Annotated in this window: 7 protein-coding genes; all 7 read left to right on the top strand. The window is 68.9% G+C overall.

Annotated elements, in window-relative coordinates; translation table 11 throughout:
• Nucleotides 1-147 precede the first annotated feature (147 nt).
• The gene (pglW, locus tag BG452_RS01310) at nt 148-4,584 is read left to right on the top strand and encodes a BREX system serine/threonine kinase PglW (protein ID WP_188302217.1); all 4,437 of its coding nucleotides are present in this window, start codon (nt 148-150) and stop codon (nt 4,582-4,584) included.
• A gap of 140 nt (nt 4,585-4,724) precedes the next feature.
• Entirely contained in the window at nt 4,725-8,402 is a 3,678-nt protein-coding gene (gene pglX / locus BG452_RS01305) for a BREX-2 system adenine-specific DNA-methyltransferase PglX (RefSeq protein ID WP_317620847.1), read from the top strand.
• 61 nt (nt 8,403-8,463) lie between these two features.
• Nucleotides 8,464-12,402 carry a DUF6079 family protein gene (locus tag BG452_RS01300; protein WP_188302216.1) on the top strand — a complete coding sequence of 1,313 codons (3,939 nt, stop codon included), beginning with the start codon at nt 8,464-8,466 and terminating at the stop codon, nt 12,400-12,402.
• Nucleotides 12,402-15,176 (top strand): BREX-2 system phosphatase PglZ, encoded by a 2,775-nt coding sequence (gene pglZ, locus BG452_RS01295; protein ID WP_188302215.1) that lies wholly within the window; start codon nt 12,402-12,404, stop codon nt 15,174-15,176. Before BG452_RS01300 ends, pglZ begins: the two co-directional genes overlap by 1 nt.
• A complete protein-coding gene (gene brxD, locus BG452_RS01290) occupies nt 15,176-16,522 on the top strand; it encodes a BREX system ATP-binding protein BrxD (protein WP_223241566.1) in 1,347 nt (448 codons plus the stop codon). The genes pglZ and brxD overlap by 1 nt, the downstream gene beginning before the upstream one ends.
• Nucleotides 16,519-18,687 carry a DEAD/DEAH box helicase gene (locus tag BG452_RS01285; RefSeq protein WP_188302214.1) on the top strand — a complete coding sequence of 723 codons (2,169 nt, stop codon included), beginning with the start codon at nt 16,519-16,521 and terminating at the stop codon, nt 18,685-18,687. Before brxD ends, BG452_RS01285 begins: the two co-directional genes overlap by 4 nt.
• Nucleotides 18,688-19,286: 599 nt before the next feature.
• Nucleotides 19,287-20,453 (top strand): hypothetical protein, encoded by a 1,167-nt coding sequence (locus BG452_RS01280; RefSeq protein WP_188302213.1) that lies wholly within the window; start codon nt 19,287-19,289, stop codon nt 20,451-20,453.
• Nucleotides 20,454-20,560 lie beyond the last annotated feature (107 nt).

The following is a 20,560-nucleotide window of genomic DNA, read 5'->3' as shown; positions in this document are numbered from 1 at the left end:
GCACGGCGCAGCGAAAACCTGGGTACCGATTGATCACGGGAAGGACTACACGCCTCCGCCTGTCGGCCCAGACCGATAGGGTCACGGCTGTAGAGAAGGCCATGGTTCGTCCGCGGCCGGGGAGTTAGGAACAGGGAGGGCGCAAGGGTGTCGGCAGCGGGCAAGGACGACAACTCGGGGGCGCGTCGGCCGAAGCCTGCACCGCCGCGCGTGCAGCGCTGGTTCCAGGAACGCCCCTCGCCGTTCCCGCACGAGCAGGAAGCGCTCGACCACGTCAAGGCGCTGATGCCGCAGGCGGAGCCGTTCCGGTCCTGGGCGACCTTCTCGTTCACGGCCTCCTCCGGGCGCGTCAACGAGTGCGACCTGTTCATCCTCGTGCCGCGCGGCCTCTTCCTCGTCGAGCTCAAAGCGCACCCCGGGCGCCTCGTCAACAACGGGAGCACCTGGAACTTCCACGGCCCCGACCGACTCCGCACGATTGACAACCCGCTGCACCTGACCGACCTCAAGTCCAAGGAATTGCGGAGCAAGCTCTCCTGGGCCGCCGGGAAGTTCCACACCGGCGTGCGCATCCCGTTTATCTCCCCGGCGGTGTTCCTGTCCGCCCCGAGCCTTCGATCCGAACTCGACGCCGGCCAGCAGACCAACGTCTACGGCCGTGACGACGGCGCCAGCGGCCTGCCCCGCATCTGGCAGGACTTCCTCGGCCTGCCGCCGCAGCGAGACTCAGAGGCCGCCCGGCGCGAGCGATTCGAGCTGGCGCGGGCCCTGCCCGATCTCATGAAGAGGATCGGCGTCAAGGCATCTACCGCCCACCTGAACTTCGGCGACGGCTGGAACCTTGCCGGGCGTCCCCTTGACGGAGGCCCCACCTGGGAGGACCGCCTTGCCATCCGCGAGCAGCCCATCCGTGAGGAAGGCCGCGTCCGCGTCTACCTGGTGAGCCTCCAGGCAACTGCGGAGACCCGAAACTCGGTCGAGCGAGCAGCCCGGCGCGAGTACCAGGTCCTCCAGGGCATCAGCCACCGCGGCATCGCCCAGGCCCGGGAGTTCCGCGACCACCAGGGCGGCCCGGCCATCCTCTTCAACCACCGCGCCGCCGACCTGCGCCTGGACGCCTACCTGGCCACCTACAGCGCCTCGTTGACCCACGAAACCCGGCTCGAGCTGGTACGACAGATCGCCGACGCGCTGCGCTACGCCCACCAGCGCTCGCTCTACCACCGCGCGCTCGCCGCCCGATCGGTGTACGTCTCCAGCAAGTCAGACGGGTCCAACCCGGTTGTGCGCATCATCGACTGGCAGGTCGCGGCCCGCGACTTCGACAGCACCTCGCACACCTCCCTCGGCACCCCCAGCGCCGGCGGCGATCACGTCGAGAACGCCGCACAGGTCTACCTGGCGCCGGAGTTCGAGATGGAGTTCGCCGACCCGGTCGACCTGGACATATTCGGCCTCGGCGCCCTCACCCACCTGATCCTGGCCGGTGAGCCGCCGGCCGAGCGGCGCAGCGCCATGATCGAGCGGCTGACCAACGACGGCGGACTGCGTCCGTCCGCCGTGTCGGACGCCGTGTCGGAAGAACTCGACGGCCTGGTGTTCCAGGCGACCCGGGCGGACGTGGCCGAACGGCTCGACTCGGTGGACCGGTTCCTGGACGAACTCGACCGGATCGAGCACGCAGCCGCCACGGAAGCGTCGGCACCGGTCGGCGTCGACCCGCTCGCGGCGATGGCAGGGCAGAGCGTCGATGCCGAGTGGACCGTCGAGAAGGTCCTCGGCACCGGCGCCACCGCCAGAGCCCTGCTCGTGCGGCGCGAGGCGGAAGATCTCGGGGGCGCGATCCGGGTCGATCGCCGTGTGCTCAAGGTTGCCCTGGACGAGACCCGCGACGACCGCCTGGAATCCGAGGCAGACGTCCTGGCCAAGGTCGGCGGTGGCGCCGTTGTGCGGCTGCTCGACGGTCCGCGCAAGATTCACAACCGGACTGTGCTGGACCTCGAGTACGCCGGCGAGCGCTCACTCGGTGCCCGACTGCGTGGGGACGGGCGCCTGACCTACCACGAGCTGGAGCGATTCAGCAGCGACCTCTTCACCGCCCTCGACCAGCTGGCCGGAAAGGGCGTGTTGCACCGCGACCTTAAGCCGGACAACTTCGGCGTGCTCCAGCGGGCCGACCGGTCCTGGCAGCTGGTGCTTTTCGACTTCTCCCTCGCCGAGGCATCGGAACGGGACGTGAAGGCCGGCACTCGCGGCTACCTCGACCCGTTCCTCGACACACCGCGTCGGCCGGTCTTCGACAACCACGCCGAGTACTACGCCGCCGCCGTCACCCTGCACGAGATGGCGTCCGGCGAGCGCCCCCGCTGGGGCGACGAGATGACCGATCCCCGCACCACCGACGACGAGTACCCGGTGATCGCGGAGGATGTCTTCGAGCCTGCACTGAAGGACGGGCTGAAGGCGTTCTTCCAGCGGGCACTCCACCGGGACGCCGATTGCCGCTTCGACACGCTGCGGCAGATGCACGAAGCCTGGCAGGCGGTGTTCGCCAAGGCCGATGCGGTGGCTCCGGACGACGAGGACGACGAGACGGAGGATCTGGAGGCCGCCCGCGACCGCGTCGCCGCGCAGGCCGAAGCGGACACCCTGCTCAAGGACGCTGGCCTCTCACCACGCGCACAGTCGGTGGCCAACTCCTTCGGTGCGACCACCGTCGGCGAGCTTCTCAACGTGCCGCTGCACCAGATCGCCCGTGCCCGAGGTGCCGGTGCGGTGATCCGCAAGGAACTCAACCGACGGCACAAGCAGTGGACGGCGAAGCTCCGAAAGGCCGTCGCCTCCGGCCCGAAGCCGACAGGAGGCTCAGGGACCGCGGCCGTGGAGCCGCAGGTGGACCTGGCAAATCTGCCGGCGGACATCGCCGCCCGCGCGAGCATCGACGAACTTGCCGCTCACCTCGACCCCGGGCCGGCCAACAAGGGGTCGCGCAGGCGCGACGTCATCCGGCTCACGCTCGGCCTGCCCGGCGCAGATGGCGAGCTCTCCACACTGCCGGTCTGGTGCTCGCAGACGGACATCGCCAAGGCACTGCCCACCTCGCAGGCGACCGTCTCGCGGAGCCATGTGGCTGCGATCCAGTCCTGGGCGGCAGATCCTGTGCTGGCGACGCTGCGGGAGGAAATCGTCGCCTTCGTCACCGGGGCAGGGCGCGTTGTCACCGCGCAGGAAGTGGCAACCGACCTGCGGATCCGCAAGGGCGTGCGGGAAGAGGACCCACAGCGTGCGGAGGTGCTCGCGCTCGCCGTGGTCCGCGCGGCTGTCGAGGCAGAAGCCTGGCCGCAGGACAAGGAGGATGACGGACAGCCGCGGCTCGCGGTGCTTCGGCGCAGCGGCCGGGTCTTCATCGCGTGCGAATCCCTGGCGGGGACCAACGACCCCAGCGCGCCTGAACTCGCCGACTACGCTCGGTCGCTCGGACAGCAGGCGGACCGGCTCGCGCTGACCGAGCCGCTGCCGGACCGTGCCGTCGTGATTCGCGACCTGCGATCTGTGCCGGTGCCGTCGGGCATGACCCCTCTGTCGGACGGTCGCATGGTGGCGCTCGCGTCGGCCGCCGCTCAGGACGCCCTGTACTCCCCGCGCCTGGAGCTCTACCCGAGGGGCCTCGGCCTCGCGCCGGCGATCCGAATCTCGCAGGCCGCCGCCGGCGTCCGGCGCGACCGGGGCGCGACCGCGGAGGAACTCCTCGCCAAGGTGCGGCTTCGCTTCCCCGATCTGGATCTGGGCGAGCCGACGGCGGTCGAGCTGGAAGAGGCCCTGAAGGAGGCACTCCAGAACGCCGGATTCGTCCTCGAATACGACAGGGAGACCAAGCGCTTCCGCGCCCCGGTCCCGGAGGGCGTTCGCTCAATGACCGCCTCGGCGACCGCGACCACACTGTTCCCGGGCGCGGCAGGCGTGGCTGCAGCATCGGCGGCGGCCGGACGAGACCCGAAGGTACTCCTCGGGGCCAAACTGGAGGACGCCCTGCGCCGCGGAGGCTTCCTCGCCCTGACCCTTCGAGGCAAACACCTGCCCGGGGCAGCAGACCTCATCGCCCAGGCATATGGCGTGGAGCCTGTCTCGCTGGGCGGGCTGTTCCTCCGGGAATTCCGTGCCCTCGCGGCCCAGCACGGCACCGAGTGGGAACGAGTCCTGACCATCGACACCAAGTTCACCGAGTCCGGTGAACTGCCGCGAGGGCTTGCGTCGTACGTCAAGGGCGCATGGTCCCGAGTGGGTGAGCACCTGCGTGAACGAGTCGAGACAGCTGGGTCGACGAACCTGCTCTTCCTCCACGACGCCGGTCTGGTTGCCCGGTACCAGGATGCCGGCGGGCGGGAATTGCTGGTCACCCTGCAGAACGCGGCCCGCCGGGAGACCGACGTCCCGCACGGGCTGTGGTTGCTCTGCCCGCAGGAGGCGCCGCACGAGACCCCGCAACTGGACGGGATGATCGTCGAGGTGCTCGGCGAGGCCGAGCGAGCAGTTCTGATCAAGGACTTCCTGGACGATCTCCGAGCGCGGAGTACCGCCGCCTGACGATATGCGCCTCCTCGGCGGGCTCGGTCTTGGAACGGCTGATCGTTCGGGTGCGCTGAAATGGCAAAATGGGGAACCGCACGGTCCGCCTGGACCGACGGATGGACGGACAAGGGACGGGCGCTGTGGCGGGTCGGGGAGTGGACCAGAACGAGCTGCTGAAAGACCTGCGTAAGCAGGTGGCGGCCCTGGAGGACGACCTGCGAGAGCGCAGCCAGGACGTGCCGGAGTTCGCAGAGAAGCTGGACGATGAGTACCAGCGCGCTCGGGCGGCTGAGCGCACGGCAGCCACGTACGAGAGCTGGCGCGAGGAGCGGATCACCCAGGCTGCCAGCGCCTGGGTGCTCGGCACGGTCTTCGTCCGCTTCTGTGAGGACAACGGGCTGATCGAATGGCCGTGGATCGCCGGCCCCGGGGAGCGGTTGGCGATCGCGGAGGAACGCCACGAGGCGTACTTCCGGGAAAACCCCGAGCAGAACGACCGCGACTGGCTCGTCGCCGCATTCGATCATCTCGCAGCGGCGAACGAGACGGCAGGCGGGCTCTTCGACCGCAACCACAACCCGCTGTGGGGGCTTACGCCGAGCTATGAGGCGGCGCGGGCGCTGCTGGCGTTCTGGCGGCGCAGGGACCAGGACGGTGAGGCTGTCCACCTATTCGGTAGCGAGGACTGGGACACCCGGTTCCTCGGCGACCTGTACCAGAACCTCAGCGAGCACGCGCGGAAGACGTACGCGCTGCTGCAGACGCCCGAGTTCGTGGAGGAGTTCATCCTCGACCTCACGCTGGAGCCAGCGGTGGAGGAATTCGGGCTCTGGCCCGAACTGATCATCCGCGAGAGTGAGTCGCGTCTCGTTGAGTGGCGGGGGCTGCGGACGATCGACCCGGCGTGCGGCAGCGGGCACTTCCTGCTGGGGATCTTCCAACGCCTGCTGGCGAAGCACCGGGAAGAAGCCGGGCCGGGCGTCGACGACTGGGCGAACGTGCGGGCCGCACTTGAGGCGGTGCACGGTTGCGACAAGAACCCGTTCGCGGTAAGCATCGCCCGCTTCCGATTGCTGGTTGCGGCCTTGAAGGAGGCCGGTGTCGGGCGTCTGGACCAGGCACCGAAGTTCCCGATCAACGTCGCGGTCGGCGACTCACTGCTGCACGGGCGAGGCGTCGGCAAGCGCAGGCAGAAGGGCAAGTCGGAGGACGACCTGTTCTCGGCCATGGGGCTGGCCGAGGGCGGGGACGAGGAGACGTCGGAAGGGGCGTTCGCGTACTCGACGGAGGACGTGAACGACTTCGTCCGTAGCTGTGACCTGCTGGGACAACACTCGTACCACGTCGTCGTCGGTAATCCGCCGTACATCACAGTCAAGGACAAGCAAGAGAACGAGAACTACCGGGGTATCTACGATGCTTGCGCGGGAACTTACGCATTGTCGGTGCCATTTGCTCAGCGAATCTTCGAGTTGGCCACGCGAGACGATCGAGGATTCACTGGTCAGATCACCGCAAATTCATTTATGAAGCGCGAGTTCGGGAAGAAGCTCATCGAGGACTTCTTTCGCACAGTGAAGCTGACCCATGTCATTGACACCTCGGGGGCATTTATTCCCGGACATGGAACCCCGACCGTGATCCTCATTGGCCGAAACACGGATCGGGGCTGGGCGGAACCGGTTCGATCGGTGATGGGCGTGCGTGGGGAGTCGGGGCAGCCGTTGGTAGCTGCGGAAGGCAAAGTTTGGCGTGCGATTGTGGAAAATACCCAAAATCTGCCGATTGAAACAGATTGGGTGATCACCGAGGACGTCTCGCGGATTCGTTTCACTGTCCACCCGTGGACGCTCGGCGGCGGCGTCGCGACTGATGTTATGCGGGCCATTGGGCGATCAAATAAGGCTCTCGCGAAGGTGATCGATCCACCTATCGGGCGCGCTGTTCGAATTGGGTCTGATGAGGCTTTTGGTCGGCCAAATCGATCAATGGTGGGTGCGCGGGCTTCACTTGAGGCGCTGCGGCCAATCGTGCGCGGCGAAAATGTTCGGGACTGGAATATCTCCGGTCTTGGGCTAATCTGGTATCCGTATGCCAAAGATGGCTCAGTTCGCGAGGATCTTCAGGATGAGCTCTGGTCACTTCGTACGCACCTAGCCGCGCGCAGAACCTTTCAGGGGGTGATGGAAGACGCAGGTCGGGCGTGGTGGGAGTATATGCAGCACACTCGATCGGCCTACGCAACCCCCCTTTCCATCGTGTTTTCGAATGTAGCCACTCACTTGCACTTTGCGCTTGATCGGGGAGGTAAGGTCTTCGATGCTCACGCACCAGTGATCAAGCTGCCCAAGGGGGCATCGGAGGAGGAGCACCTGGCGCTGCTTGGTCTACTGAACTCGTCGACGGCGTGTTTCTGGTTGAAGCAGGTCTGCCAAGGAAAGGGTAACCGGGGCGGGGAGCGCTCAACGGGCCGGTGGGAGTGGGAAGAGTATTATGAATTCACTGGAACAAAGCTCCAGGAACTCCCGCTCCCTGTGGCGCTCCCGGTTCAGCTGGGCGGCGCATTGGACTCGCTTGCCCAGCAGCTTGTAGACAATGAGGCCGCCGCCGTCGCCGCAGCCTCCGCAGTGCCGACTCGTGCCGATCTCGACAGCGCCCGCGCCGTGAACTCTGCGACTCGCCATCGCATGATCGCGCTTCAGGAGGAGCTGGACTGGCAGGTCTACAGGTCCTATGGGCTACTCACTGACGCCGAAGCCGAGTCTCTCACGGTCGCTGACATTGATGATGTCCCCGACGTTGCCCTGGGTGAGCGCGCCTTCGAGATCCTCCTCGCTCAGAGGGGGATCGACAGTGAAGCGGATTCTGCCTGGTTCGATCGGCACGGCTCCATGCCTATCTTGGAGATCCCTGCCCGGTGGCCGGAGTGGTACCGGGAGATCGTTCAGCGTCGGATTGACACCATCAAGAAGCGCCGCGATATTTCGCTCATCGAGCGGCCGGAGTGCAAGCGGCGCTGGTCGTCGCAGACCTGGGAGAAGAAGGAAGCCGACGCCCTTAAGACATGGCTGCTGGGCCGCTGTGAGCGCGAGGACCTGTGGTTCCATAACCGGGACGGCATGCGCCAGCCTAGAACGCTTACCCCAGCTCAGTTGGCGGACCTGCTCACCAGTGATGCCGACATTCACGCCGTTGCCGAGCTCTATGCAGCGGATCACCTCGGTAAGCCGGACCTTCGGCTTGCTGATGTGCTTCGCGAGATCGTCGCCGACGAGCACGTTCCTTACCTCTCCGCTTTGCGCTACAAGGACTCCGGCCTGCGTAAGCGTGAGCAGTGGGAGAAGGTGTGGGAGCGGCAGCGCGAGGAGGACCGGACGGGGAATCAGCTGGACATTGCCGTGCCGCCGAAGTACTCCGGTGCGGACTTCCTGAAGCAGTCGTACTGGTCGAACCGGGGCAAGCTCGACGTACCGAAGGAGCGGTTCATCTCCTACCCGGATGCCGGACCGGAGGCCGACCCCAAGCTGGTTCTCGGCTGGGCGGGTTGGGACAACCGGGACCAGGCGCAGGCCATCATTAACCTGGCGGCCGATCGCGTGGAGCGGGACAACTGGCAGGGTGACCAGCTGATCCCGCTTCTCGCGGGGATGCTGGAGCTGCTGCCGTGGCTGAAGCAGCGGCACGGCGAGTTCGATCCCGAGTGGGACGGCGTTCCCGCGACCGACTGCCTGGAGTGGCTGGAAGCCCAGCAGCGTGAGCACGGCGTCACGACGGATGCGTTGCTCTCCTGGCGTCCGTCCGCGCCCAAGCGCGGCAGGGCCGCGGCCAAGTAACGTGCAGCCATTGCACGATCGCACCGACATGAATTCCACGACGAAGGGACCGCGACCCGCGATGTCCAGCACTGAGCTCTTCCTCCGGGACGTCCTGGACATCCCCGACGCGGTCCTCGCCGGCAAGTTCAAGGTCGAGTTGTCCGGCGGGTTCGAGGAGACCCAGCGCCTGGTCGACGAGTACGTCGTCACCGATCAGCTGAAGGAAGCCTTCGGTAAGGCGCTCGCCCTCGTCCGCAGCTCGGTTCGCGACGGTTCGTCGAACGCCGCCTACCTGCACGGCTCGTTCGGTTCCGGTAAGAGCCACTTCATGTCGGTGCTCCATGCGGTGCTCAACAACGAGCCGGCCGCCCGTTCCAAGCCGCGTCTGCAGGAGGTCATCGCCGAGCACGACGACTGGCTGCGCGACCGCCGGTTCCTCATGGTGCCGTACCACCTCGTCGGCGCCGCCGACCTGGACTCCGCACTGCTCGGCGGCTACGTCCGTGCGATCCGCCGCATAGACCCGAACGCGCCGACGCCGCCGGTCTACCGCGCCGACGCGATGCTCGACGACGCCCGCGACAACCGCACCATCGAGGGCGACGAACTGTTCATCCGCAAGCTCGGGGACCGCGCTGTCAGCGGCGGCACAGGCCAGCCCAGTGCCGCGGACGAGGACGACCTGGTGCCGCTGGAGGAAGCCGCAGCACCCTCCACCGGCTGGACCAGCGCGGACCTGGACCGCGCGTTCGCGGCTCCGCACGGCGACCCGCTGCGCGAGGCGCTGGTCTCCGCGCTGCTCAGCGGACCGATGAAGTCCTACGCCCGCGGCGCCAGCGGTGACGCGAACGCCTTCATCCCTCTCGAGGACGGCCTGTCCGTCATCAGCCGACACGCCAAGTCGCTCGGCTACGACGGCATCGTGCTGTTCCTCGACGAGCTGGTCCTCTGGCTCCAGGCCAGGATGAGCGACCAGGACTTCGTGAAGACCGAGGTCGGCAAGCTCGTCAAGATCATCGAGTCGGGGGTGGCGGACCGGCCGGTGCCGATCGTCTCCTTCGTTTCGAGGCAGAGGAACCTCTCCCAGCTCGTCGGTGAGGACGTCACCGGCGCCGAGGTGAAGAACCTGGAGTCCCAGGTCGGGTACCTCGCCCAGCGCTTCGACGTGATCAACCTGGAGGACCGGAACCTCCCGGCGATCATCAAGGAGCGCGTGCTCAAGCCCCGCTCCCCGGAGGCACGGGCCGCCCTGGACACGGCCTTCGCCGACTTCGAGCAGGCGAACGCACGGGTCAAGGACGCGCTGCTCGACTCGCAGGGTGCGACACAGGCGGACTGGTCGGACTTCCGCGACGTGTACCCGCTGACACCGGCCCTGCTGAACGTCCTGGTCGCGCTGTCAGGTGCGCTCCAGCGCGAGCGGACCGGTCTGAAGCTGCTCCAGGACCTGCTGTGGCGGCGGCGCGAGGACATGAAGGTCGGCCAGATCATCCCGCTCGGCGACCTGTGGGACGTCCTCTCCGGCGGTATGGGCGATGCGTTCACCGAGAAGCTCCGCAAGGAGGGTGGGCAGGCCAACCGGTTCTACGAGAAGGTCCGCCCCTGGATGGTGGAGCGCTACCAGGGCGAGGAGAGCGCCGACTTCCGGGCCACCGACCGGCTCGTCAAGACGCTCCTGCTGGCCTACCTGACCCCCGAGGTCCCGGCTCTGGCCCGGCTGACCGCGCGCCGGCTCGCGGACCTCAACCACGGTTCCGTCAAGCGCACCCGGACGATCACCGACGACAAGGTGGCCCTGGCGCGCCTGGAGGAGCTGCAGGGCGAGTTCGGCGGGGAGCTGCGTTCGGACGGCGGCAACGACCCGGTGTTCGCCCTGCACCTGTCCGACCTCGACGTCGAGCCGCTGCTGGACGCCGTCGGCGAGGTCGACCGGGTGAGTGCACGGCGCGTCTGGATCAAGGAGGCCCTCTGGAACGCGCTGGACATCAAGGACACCGAGGGGTTCGTCTGCGAGCACGAGATTGTGTGGCGCGGCACCAAGCGCACCGCCGAGTTCGTGTTCGGCAACGTCCGTGACGCCCAGGAGATCCCGGACGACCACTTCATTCCCTCGGTGGACGGGCGGGTGCGCTTCGTCATCGACTACCCGTTCGACGTCGCCGGCCAGTACCCGAGCAACGACGCCGCGCGGGTCCGTCAACTGCTGCGGGACGAGCGGCACCACCGGCCCACCGTGGTGTGGCTTCCGGCTCACCTCTCGCGTCAGCGTGCCGGCCAGCTCGGGCGACTCCTGAAGATCAACTACGTGCTGGAGCGGGAGCGTCTCGACGACCTCGCGGTCAACTACTCCGCCGAGGACCGCATCCGCATGCGCCACCAGCTCCAGGCGCAGCGGGACAACCTCACCTCCCAGCTCACCATCACGCTGGGCCAGCTGTACGGCATCAGCCGCCTGGACGAGGCCAACGCCGGTGCACCGGTGGGGGAGGACGGCCACCTGCTGTCGATGCTGCCCGGCCACCAGCCCCGGTTGGAAGCCGCCGCCGGCTTCAAGGGCAACATGTTCCGGATCGCCGACGGTGTCTTCAAGGAGCTGTACCCCAAGCACCCCAACTTCGACCCCTCCGGCAACCGAAAGGCGATCACCCCGGCCGAGTTGAAGACCGTGCTCGGCTGGATCACCAAGGCCATGGAGGACGGCTCCGGGCGCGTGGAACTCGACCGCGGGCAGATGGCCGTCGTCAAGAAGATCGTGCATCCCCTGGAGCTCGGGGAGGTCCACGACGGTCCGCTGACCCTGAGCACCGAGTGGCGCCGCCGGATCGACCAGTACGCCGCCCAGCAGCAGATCACGGGCGAGTACAAGGTGGAGGACATCCGCCAGTGGATCGCCAAGCTCGGCTGGACCGGCCTGGACAAGCAGGTCAGCAGTCTGCTGATCGCCACCTACGCCCTGCTGGCCGACCGCTCCTGGGTCTACAACGGCAAGCCCGAGCCGGCGGCGCCGCCCCTGCAGTCGATCGGGGCCGGCCACGTCCTGAAGGCCCAGGAGAAGCCCAGCGAGGCCGAGTTCGCCGCCGCGCGGGAGCGTGCGGCAGCGCTGTTCGGCGTCTCCGGGGTGCCGCCCGTGCTGTTCGCCCGCAACGTCGCGAAGCTCGCGGCAGCGGTGCGCGCGAAGGCCGAGGCAGTGGAGCCGGCCGTCGAAGGGGTGCGCAGCTCCCTCGGAAAGCCGCAGCACGCTACCGCGCTGGGCCTTGCCGATTCGCGTGCGCCCCGTCTGCTGGCGGCTCGGCACGCCGCGGACCTTGTTCAGCGGCTGACGCGGCACCAGGAGGACACCCCGCTGGTCAAGGAACTCGCCGCAGTCGCGTACGACATCACCGATCAGGAGCTGGGTGCCGCTGTCGGCTCGGCGGAGACCGTTCTCAAGGCGCTCGACCGTACGCAGTGGGATCTGCTGGAGAGCGTGCGCGAGTACACGGGACGGACCGACGGGATCGGCGACCGCGCGCAGCGACTGATCGCCGAGGTGGAACGTGCCGCTCACGAGGACGAGTTCGCTCGCCAGCTCGCACCCGTCCTGGACAAGATCCAGCCGCAGTCTCTGGCGTTGATCAGGGACGCGGCCCGGCTGGCCGCTGTCGCCGCACCGGCGACACCCCCCGCAGCGCCGGTGTCGTCGCCGACGCAGGACGAGCCGCCGACCGAGGCCGGCCAGGTCAGCCTGACCTTCCACGGCCAGCCGCCCCTGCCCACCTCCCCCACCGAGCCGAGCACGCCTGCCGCTCCCGCCGGCACCACCGCTGCGGCTGGTCCTGCGGCAGCCGTGCCGCGCCGCTCCACCCGCAGGGTGGCAGCCCGCGCCGGGGAGACCGCGTTCGAACGAGCCCTGGCGGATCTGCTGGGCGAGATCCGGGAGTTCGCCGCCACCAACCCGGATACCGAGATCGAGATCGGGTGGAAGCCCGCGGACGAGCCCGGAACGGGCGGTAGCGTGAGCGAAGGGGCGGCGCAGTGATGTCGGCCCAGCCACCCCTGGTCAACCGCCGGGTCATCGAGGCCCTTCTGCGTCTGGAGCTTCCCAACGAGCCGGACCGCCGGCTCGTCCTGGTCCACGGCCGGTACGAGAGCGGCGCGGCTGCCGAGTTCACCGCCTCCCTGGCTGAGGACAAACGCCGGATCGAGGTCGTGGAGCAGCACTCCGTTCTCGGTATCTCCGACGCCTGGCACCGTCACCAGGAAGAAGCCACGGGCCCGGGTTCGGTGCTTGTGGTCACCACCACGGTCGAGGACGAGCAGCTCGGCTGGGACGTGCTCGGCCACGCCCTGCGCCGCCAGGTCCTCAGCGTCGACCGGGCGGAGATCGTCCGACTGCGATTCGGCGCCACCGGTCTCGACCCGCGCATCCGCGCGGAGTCCTGGCTGGTGAACGCCCTTCTCGAAGCAGAGCCCCACGGTGGTTGGCCGCGGCTCGGCTCCGTGCTCACGCTGGATGCGGCGATGCGCGCGCTCGTCGAGGCGAGGCTGTCGATCAGCCAGGCATCCCCCGACGCGGCCGGCACCCGCGGAGATGGTCGTCGCGACACCCCGCTGGACGCCGACACCCTGCTGGCCTGGTCCCGCAGCCCCTTCGGGCCCGCCGCCTACGCGGCACTGGCCAAGGACGAGCAGCAGGGTATCCGGGACTGGCTGACCAAGGTCGCCGGCAACGCGGCGTCGCTGCTGCTCGACCTGTGCGCCGCCGGTCGCGGCCAGGAAGCCATGGCCCTCGGCGTCGTTGGCTCCGTGGTGGCAGGCCCTGCTCCATCGACAGAGACCGGCCTCGCGCTCGGCGGGCTGTTCGGAACCATCCGGCCCAAGCCCGCCGACCTGCGTCCCTTCACCCTCGCGGTCGAGGGAACACTGATCCGCTGGCTGCTGCAGGCCGAGCAAGCGGGACCGGAGCAGCACGCGGCCCACAACCGGGCCCGGGAAGTTCTCGACCAGGCGGACCGGCAGGCCCAGGAAGCCGGCCTGACCGAAGCCCTCGCGGGCAACGCGTACCTGCCCTCCGGGTTCCAGGCTCGTCTCAACGCACTCGCGGCTGTCCTCGACACCTCCGGGCCCCGCACACGCGACCTCGCCGCGGCCGAGGCAGCCCTCGAGGAACTGCGGCGCCACCACCTTGCGGGCCTGCAGCGCCCGCGTGTCCGCACGGCCGAAGCCGCGGTGCGCCTGGCACGCTGGCTGGCCGGCCCGCAGCCGACCGTCACCTCCGTAGCGGACGCGGTCGAGCAGCACCTCGCCGACTGGGGCTGGGTGGATGCCGCCCTGACCGTCTTGTGGGCGGGCGACGCCGATGCCCAGGAACCGGTCAGTGCCGCCTACCACAGCGTCTACCACGCAGCTCGTGGGCGGCGCGCGGTGATCGACGAGATCTTCGCCCGGTACCTGCGTGAATGGACACGTACCGCGACCGGCCAAACGCCGGCCGGGGCGCTCCTGGTCGAGAACGTGCTCGACACCATCGCCGTCAAGCTCGCCGGCAAGTCGGGCCGGGCCCCGCTGATCCTGCTGGTCGACGGCATGAGCAGCGAAGTCGCGGTCGGCTTCGGCGAAGAACTCGCCCGCCGCGGCTGGCTGGAGACCGGCCCAGCCCGGGGCCGCCGCACGGCCGCAGTCGCCGCGATCCCCTCACTCACCCGCATCAGCCGGGCCTCCCTCCTCACCGGCAGCCTCACCCAGGGCGGCCAATCGGTGGAGAAGCCCGGCTTCGAGGAGTTCTGGTCCCGGCAGCGCCGATCGGCCGCCCTGTTCCACAAGGCGGACATAGGAGGTGCGGCCGGCCAGCGGCTCTCCGACACGCTGCAGCGCGAGCTGGCCGGCGAAGCGGTCGTCGGCGTCGTGCTGAACACGGTCGACGACTCACTCGATCACGCGGCCCAGGGCGACCGCACACGGTGGCGCATCGCCGACGTGACCTACCTGGACGAGCTCCTCGCCGCCGCACGGCTCTACAGCCGACCCGTCGTCATCGTCGCCGACCACGGCCACGTCCTCGAGCGGGGCGAAGGACTCGACGCCCCGGCAGCCGCCGGGAACGTGAGCGCCGCGCGCTGGCGCCTCGGCGAACCGGGATCCGGCGAAGTCCTGCTCACCGGACCGCGCGTCCTCGAAGGCGATGGCCGCATCGTCGCGCCGTGGCGCGAGGACATCCGCTACACGCCCCGCAAGGCGGGCTACCACGGCGGCGCCTCCCTCGCCGAGATGACCGTCCCGGTCCTGACGCTGCTGCCCGTCGACGCCGACCCGCCCAAGGACTGGCACCTCCTCGCACCGGAGGACGTCACCCCGTCCTGGTGGAACGCCGGCGGCCCCACCCGCGATGCGGCACGCGTCGCCGAGCAGACCGACGCGTCGTCGACCTCGGCCCAGCCCACGGACGGCCAGGAACCCATGGAGGAGACGCGCGAAGCCGCCGAGACGAGCACCCCGTCGGACGGCCCCTCCTTCGGGACAAAGCTGGTGGCGTCCGAAACCTTCCGTTTCCAGCGGAAGTTCGTCCGCAGGTCGCTCGAGCCCGCGGTCATGGCCGCCGTCGTCGACGCCCTTGTGGCAGCGGACGGCGTCCTGTCCCTGACCGCCGTGGCGGCGGCAGCGGGCAAGGCCGGCCGCAACGCAGACGGCTTCGCCGCCACACTGCAACGACTCATGAACGTAGAGGGCTACCCTGTGCTGGAATTCAGCGACAACGGAACCAGGCTGCGGCTCAACGTGCCGCTCGCCCGTGAACAGTTCCAGGTGGACAGCTGATGAGCACCGACCAGTCGGCATCCATGGGGCACGCGGGTTCCGTGAGCGCGGCCCGCCGCCGCGATGTGATCGATGCCCTGCGCCGCGGCACGGTGCCCCAGTTCGGGCTCGATCTCTTCGCAGTCGGCCTCGACCGCTTCGAGCGGGCCCTCGACGACGACCTGACCGTCGTCGCCCGAGGCGGCGCCGCGTTCCATGCTGTTCGCGGTGACTACGGCTCCGGCAAGACCTTCTTCGCCCGCTGGCTGGCCGAGCGGGCCAAGCGCATGGGCCTGGCCACGGCCGAGATCCAGATCTCCGAGACCGAGACCCCGCTGCACCGGCTGGAGACCGTCTACCGGCGCCTGACCGAACGCCTGTCCACCGCGAGCCACGCCCCGAGCGCCCTGCGCGCCATCGTCGACTCCTGGTTCTACACCCTGGAAGAGGAAGTCCTCGACGCCGGAGACGTACCGGAGGACGACACCGAAGCCCTCGGCAAAGCCGTCGATGCGCTCATGGAGTCCCGCCTCGCCGACGTCGCCCGCACCACCCCCGCCTTCGCCGCGGCCCTGCGCGGCTACCGCCACGCCAAGGCCGCAGGCGACGCCGCAACGGCCGAGGCGCTCATCGCCTGGCTCGGAGGCCAGAAGTCCGTCGCCGCCGGCGCCCGCCGGACCGCCGGCGTCCGCGGAGACCTCGACCACTTCGCAGCCCTCGGCTTCCTCCAGGGCCTGCTGACCGTCCTGCGCGACTGCGGACACCCCGGTCTGCTGCTCGTCCTCGACGAGATCGAGACCCTCCAGCGAGTGCGAGGCGACGTCCGGGAGAAGGGCCTCAACGCCCTGCGACAGCTCCTGGACGAGATCGACGCCGGCCGCTTCCCCGGCCTGTTCCTCGTGATCACCGGCACGCCCGCCTTCTACGACGGACAACAGGGCGTGCAGAGGCTTCCCCCGCTGGCACAACGCCTGGCCACCGACTTCACGACCGACCCGCGCTTCGACTCGCCCCGCGCGGTCCAACTGCGCCTCGCCGGCTTCGACCTGGAGCGGCTCGGCGAACTCGGCCGCAGCGTCCGGGACCTCTACGCCGGAGCGGCCCGCAACCCGGACCGGGTCGCCGAACTCGTCGACAACGCTTACATTGCCGAACTCGCCACCGCCGTCACCGGAGGACTCGGCGGCCAGGTCGGCATCGCCCCGCGCGTCTTCCTGCGCAAACTCGTCGCCGACGTCCTCGACCGGGTCGACGAGTTCGACGACTTCGACCCGCGCCGGCACTACGCCCTCACGCTCTCCTCGGCCGAGCTGAGCGAAGCCGAACGCAGCGCTGCTTCCGCAGGCGACATCGAGCTCGACCTATGAGCGACGCCCACACACCCTCCGGCTCAGGGGCCGGGACGGCCGCGCTGTCCCGGCTCCAGCCAGCGCTCGTCCACCACATCGTCAACTCCCTCGGCTGGCGCGAACTGCGTCCCCTCCAGCAGGAGGCCATCGCTCCGCTGCTCGACGGATCGGACGCGGTCCTGCTCGCCCCCACCGCCGGCGGCAAGACCGAAGCCGCGTCGTTCCCGCTGCTGTCTGCCATGGAACAGCACCGCTGGACCGGCCTGTCGGTGCTGTACGTGTGCCCGCTCAAGGCCCTGCTGAACAACCTCCTGCCCCGACTCGAAACGTACGCCGGATGGCTGGGACGCCGCGCGGCACTCTGGCACGGCGACATCCCCCAGACCGCACGCCGGCGCATCCTCACCGACCCGCCGGACATCCTGCTCACCACGCCCGAGTCGATCGAGGCCATGCTGGTGAGCACCAAGGTCGACCAGCACCGCCTCTTCGCCGACCTCCGCACCATCGTCGTCGACGAGGTCCACGCCTTCGCCGGCGACGACCGCGGCTGGCACCTGCTCGCCGTCCTCGAACGCCTCCAGCACCTGGCCGGACGGCCCATCCAACGCGTCGGCCTCTCCGCCACGGTCGGCAACCCGGCAGACCTCCTCCACTGGCTGCAAGGCTCAGGCCGAGACCAGCGCCCTGCCCAGGTCGTCGCCCCCGGTGTCGAACTCGCCCCGCGGGCCGTCGCCGACGCCACGACGGTCACGCCACCGGGAGACATCGAACTCGACTACGTCGGATCAACCGCCAACGCGGCCAAGGTCATCGCCGCCCTCCACCGAGGCGAGAAGCGGCTGGTCTTCTGCGACTCCCGGCAGCTCGTCGAAGAACTCGGCGCTGCACTCCGAGCCGCAGGCGTCACCACCTTCCTCTCCCACGCCTCGCTCTCCCTCGACGAACGACGCCGCGCCGAAGCCGCCTTCGCCGAGGCCCGCGACTGCGTCATCGTCTCCACCAGCACCCTCGAACTCGGCATCGACGTGGGCGACTTGGACCGTGTCATCCAGATCGACGCCCCCACCACCGTCGCCTCCTTCCTTCAACGCATCGGCCGCACCGGACGCCGCGCAGGCTCCAACCGCAACTGCCTCTTCCTCGCCCGCAGCCACGAGGCACTGCTGAGCGCCTCGGCACTGCTCGTTCTGTGGGGCCGCGGCTACATCGAACCGGTCACCGCCCCGCCCGAGCCCCGGCACATCGTCGCCCAGCAACTCCTGGCCCTCAGCCTGCAAGAGCACAAGATCGCCCAAGGACTCTGGAACCAGAGCTGGAACGGCCTCCCGCCGTTCGACCGCAGCGCCGAACCCATCCTGCGGCACCTGGTGAACGACGGCTTCCTCGACCAGGACGGCGAGCTGCTGTTCATCGGCCCGGCCGCCGAGGAGAAGTTCGGCCGCCGCCACTTCATGGGCATCACCGCTGTCTTCACCGCACCACCCGAATTCACCGTCCTCGCCGGCCGCCAGGAGATCGGCCGCACCGACCCCATGCTCCTCACCGAGAAGATCGACGGCCCCCGGGTCCTCCTGCTCGGCGGGCGAAGCTGGAAAGTCACCTGGATCGACTGGACCAGACGCCGCTGCTTCGTCGAACCCTCAGACCTTTCCGGCCGCGCACGCTGGTTCGGCACCGGCTACAGCGGCACCTCCTACGCCCTCAACCAGGCCGCCCGCGACGTCCTGCTCGGAACCGACCCGCCGGTCAAACTCACCCGCCGCGCCACCCAACAGCTCGCCCACGTCCGCGAGCAGAACGTCGACACCGTCCACCCCGGCGGCACCGTCATCACCCGAGCCGGCGACGACATCCGCTGGTGGACCTGGGCCGGCTACCGCGCCAACGCCACCCTCACCGCCACCCTCGCCGGCCTCACCGACGAGCGCCAGCGCTTCTCCGACGAATACGTGCGCCTACGCACCGACCTGACCTCGGAGATGTGGAAGGCCGGAACGGCGGACGCAGCGTCACGACTGTGCCTGCCTGATGTCGACGTGAAGGCTATGCGCGGGCTGAAGTTCCACGAGGCCCTCCCCGAACGCCTCGCCATGGCCACGCTCGCGAACAGACTCGCAGACCTCGAATCAGCGGAGGTCGTCCTGGCTAAACCGGTCCGGTTCTCAATCCAAGCGAGGTGAGCACGCCTGCTGGAGTACCCCGGCTTCGTCGCCGACAATCCCACCGCAGGCTGTCTCGCGTGAGCTTTCCGGCCCGGGCCGGGGGCTGCCGGAGATAGGCGCAGCCGAGCCTGTTCCCGTTCCGCTGCATGCCGCCAAGCAGCTCGACCTCGACCACGCGCAGTGCCAGTGCTTGGTGCCACCCCAAGAATTGCTGCAGCGGCGGGCGTTGGCCCGGCCGTGTCCTAGAGGATCGCGCGGATGCGGTCGACCAGAGCCTGGATGCGGCCTGGGCCTGGCCCAGGCAGGGGGGCGCGGTCGGATGGCGGGCGCGTTCCCCGCTCGCGCTCTGCGGCCGGTGGGCCTCAACCTGTAGGGCGGGCCCGGAGTTCTCCGCGGCGATGGTCAGAGCGCTTCACTCCGTGGACCGTATGTCCTTCATGCGGTTGCGCCAGCGGATCACACGCTTGCGTTCGGGCTCTGGCAGGGGGCCGGCCGGCAGCGCAGCCGGTCGGCCTCCCGAGTGCCGAGAGGCGGAGTGGCCCAGACCACAGTGCTGCTGGGACAGAGGTCGAGGCCCGACGGTGAGAGGTGTCGGCGGTGCAACGTACGCTCCGGGCATGAACTCCGTACGCGCCCGTCTCTGGCGGTTCATCGTCCAAACGAACCCGGATGGTACTTCGGACATCGTGGCCACCGAAGTCGGCCAGGGCCCGTTGCCCGTGGCACTCTCACGGCTGGTGCACATCAACGCCCTCGCCTGCGATGTACGGAAGATCATCGACCCGCGCGTGCGTGATCAGGAAGTCGCGCTCCTCACGAGCTACCTCGCCGGATCCACACCCGGAGGGCCACTGACCGTCGACTTCCCCGCGCTGCTGGCCAGTTCGGGCCATATAGGCCGGTTTGTCGCCGAGTGCGCGGGACTGGGAGTGATGACCGCAGCCAGCGAGGCCCTGTTCATGTGGAAGTCGGGCGATGGCCTGCACAGCTTCGACGTGCTGCCCGGTCATCTGGTCAAGCGCTACGGCGGTGGAGGCGTCCGTCCGGACTTGCTGTTCCAGATGTGCTGCGGGCCGCTCGCGGGTGAGGCCCGCGGCCGTCGTGTCAGAACCAAGGCGCTCTTCCCGGCGAAGGAAACGCCCCAGCAGCGACGCAGATTGCTCCAGCTCGCCGACTGGTCGGCCAAGCACACCGACCACGCCTACTTCATGAGCTGGGTGTGGATCGGCCCGAACGGCGTGAGCGTGGACATCTTCCTGCCCGCCGGGAACGACCAAGTAGAGAGCGATCTCATGCTCGGATGGATCGAGGAACCGGGCCATGCGGTCTGGGAGATCCGCGCGGAACGCCGCAGAGACGTCAGGCGGGAAGCACCAGCGGGTCCACTCATCGCCGACGACAGCGAGCCGCCCTTGAATAGCCTGACCATAGGCTACGACGACCCACCACTGAACGAGAGGGTTCAGAGCGCGGAGGAACACCTGGACGCCGCGCTATCCCGTCGCTTCGAGACAAGTTCCGACGTCGAGGGCAGCATTGCAGACGTCGCGGTGCGCGGGCGGTGGGTGCCAGCAGACGGGCTGGGCCCGGCAACCCATGAGGTCCTGCTCGGCGTCCTGGCCAGCCGCCTGCCCGAGCACATGACCCGTCGAGGTCGCGACGAGCGGGCAGAACAGAATCTGGACGCCTACTTGGACGGCAGACTGCTCACCGTGGTTCGCCGCATCGACGAGGACCGTCCGAGCTGGGAACAGATCACCGAGGGCCTGTTGGAAGTGCCGTAGCCTCCGCGGAGCTCGCGGGCACCTGGACGGTGTGGTGCCGTCGACCAGGTCGACGGCACCACACCGTGGCCTTCATGGTTGGTGGCAACGTCCAGGCGCGTGAGCCT

It is taken from the genome of Streptomyces sp. CBMA123, assembly GCF_014596465.1.
Lineage (GTDB): Bacteria > Actinomycetota > Actinomycetes > Streptomycetales > Streptomycetaceae > Kitasatospora.
The sequence above is the reverse complement of the archived record's forward strand: the minus strand, read 5'-3'. Positions and strand labels throughout refer to the sequence as shown.

Bases quoted from the DNA above. Each gene is read 5' to 3' on its own strand.
- BG452_RS01285 (WP_188302214.1), top strand. From the start codon at position 16,519: ATGAGCGACGCCCACACACCCTCCGGCTCAGGGGCCGGGACGGCCGCG.
- brxD (WP_223241566.1), top strand. From the start codon at position 15,176: ATGAGCACCGACCAGTCGGCATCCATGGGGCACGCGGGTTCCGTGAGC.
- BG452_RS01300 (WP_188302216.1), top strand. From the start codon at position 8,464: ATGTCCAGCACTGAGCTCTTCCTCCGGGACGTCCTGGACATCCCCGAC.
- pglZ (WP_188302215.1), top strand. From the start codon at position 12,402: ATGTCGGCCCAGCCACCCCTGGTCAACCGCCGGGTCATCGAGGCCCTT.
- BG452_RS01280 (WP_188302213.1), top strand. From the start codon at position 19,287: ATGAACTCCGTACGCGCCCGTCTCTGGCGGTTCATCGTCCAAACGAAC.